The sequence below is a fragment of the Mesorhizobium sp. P5_C1 genome (assembly GCF_054049815.1).
The window spans coordinates 1-1,135 of sequence record NZ_JBFULQ010001044.1; the positions used below are offsets into that span (position 1 = coordinate 1).

Genomic DNA, 1,135 nt, shown 5'->3' on the forward strand with positions numbered 1-1,135 from the left:
TCCTCCCAGTTCGCGACCTTCCACTCCTTGGCTCGATGCAAAAATTAAACTACCGATGCATCGCGCGAGTCCAGCAATTGGAAATTGTGTAAAACGATACATTTTGCGGTCGCGCCAACATCTCGTTGTGGCCGTCCGCCGGCCACTCCCGCTTTCGCTTCGTTCGCAGTCTCCCCGGCTTGCCAGCGCAATCGAGATCAGGGTGCGCCAGCGCCGGGATCATTGCGCTCGAACTCCCGCTCCATGACGATGTCGTGGCTRCATTTTCGCCGTCATCCGCCGGGAAGCCGGTCGGTTTTTTGCGCGAAGCCCGTACACCGCGAGAGCGGGCCTTTAGGGCCGGCGAAACAAGGACTTCAGTCTTAATTGTGCGACCTCTAATATAATATAGACTTATCAGCGCGGGGGATTTTCCGCTATTACAGTGGCCGGTGCGGCGCGCTTCACYCAAGCATCCACCGCACCGGCCATTTCCGAAGGCCGGAAGGATGACTGACAAGCCGGTGCCGACCTATGTTGTGAGCGTGTTCGAGAAACCTCACTGGCGCACAGTCCTGTCAACGAAGGACAAGGAGAAGGCCTTCGCTTTGGCCAAGGAAATCGGGGACAAGGTGCGAATTGAAGAGATTGCGCCGAAGGTCAAGAAGGGACGCTGACGGTCTACCCAAGGCCATCCTGATGGAAGCCCGAAACCCGATCGATGAAAAGCCCGCCACGGGAGCGACCCGCGGCGGGCTTTCGGAGTGGCTACATCCCTAAGGAATCGACCGCTTGTAGTTGTATTGTGTACTGCATGATCGCGTTAGCCTATGGTGTGATCGCGGAAGCCTTGGGCTTAAGCGTTCCCGCGTCCAATGTCGCGCGGACCTGCCGATAGTGTTTGGAAACCTTGGAAATCACCGTTAGCCGCTAGCAACGTGACGTGGCGTGATCCCGCGAGCGGGCGCTGCAGCAAGGTCGCCGGGCTGCCCTTCAGGCTGTCGCCGACCTATTCGTGCCATCCACCAGGGCGACGTGATGAAGCCGCTCGAGGAAATAATCGGTCTCAACGGTCGGCTTCAGCAACCGCTTGACGCGCTCCGGACCGCGCCTGCGTCCCGCTAGGAGAAACAGTGCCTCTTACGTGGAGTGAACC

Annotated in this window: 1 protein-coding gene; it reads left to right on the forward strand. The window is 58.7% G+C overall.

Features of this window, described 5'->3' with window-relative positions; all coding sequences use genetic code 11:
* Nucleotides 1-488: 488 nt before the first annotated feature.
* Entirely contained in the window at nucleotides 489-656 is a 168-nt protein-coding gene (locus ACXJ7R_RS33730) for a hypothetical protein (RefSeq protein ID WP_167392245.1), read from the forward strand.
* Nucleotides 657-1,135: the final 479 nt, after the last annotated feature.

Excerpts from the sequence above, each read along its gene's own strand:
- ACXJ7R_RS33730 (WP_167392245.1), top strand. The coding sequence starts at position 489 with ATGACTGACAAGCCGGTGCCGACCTATGTTGTGAGCGTGTTCGAGAAA.